1 pseudogene is annotated in these 521 nt (G+C 63.9%); it reads left to right on the top strand.

Going from position 1 to position 521, the window contains the following annotated elements:
• Nucleotides 1–500, top strand: a pseudogene (locus EOE48_RS28580) (ABC transporter substrate-binding protein); the annotation flags it as partial.
• Nucleotides 501–521 lie beyond the last annotated feature (21 nt).

The raw sequence follows: 521 nt of genomic DNA, 5'->3' as shown, positions 1-521 counted from the left end.
AGTTCGAACGCATTCTGCTGCCGTTCAAGCGCAACCTCGCCGACCTGGGCATCGACCTGAGCATCCGCCGGGTCGACGTTTCCCAGTACATCACCCGCCTGCGTTCACGGGACTACGACATGATCGTCGGCGGCTACCCGCAGTCCAACTCGCCGGGCAACGAGCAGCGCGAATTCTGGTCCAGTGCCGCCGCCGACAACCCCGGCAGCCGCAACTTCATCGGCCTGCGCGACCCGGCCATCGACCAGTTGGTGGAAGAGCTGATCAACGCCGACTCTCGCCAGAGCCTGATCGACCACTGCCGCGCCCTCGACCGCGTGTTGCTATGGGGCTACTACGTGATCCCCAACTGGCACATCAAGACCTGGCGCGTGGCCTACTGGAACCACATCGGCCACCCGAAAGTGTCGCCCAAGTACGACATCGGCATCGACACCTGGTGGATCAAGCCCGGGGTAACCCCGGCGGTGAACGACGCCCCTGCGGACGAGGCCAACTAACATGCTGGCCTATATCCTGCG

The sequence above is a fragment of the Methylobacterium oryzihabitans genome (assembly GCF_004004555.2).
Lineage (GTDB): Bacteria > Pseudomonadota > Alphaproteobacteria > Rhizobiales > Beijerinckiaceae > Methylobacterium > Methylobacterium oryzihabitans.
This window is presented reverse-complemented; position numbering and strand designations above follow the sequence as displayed.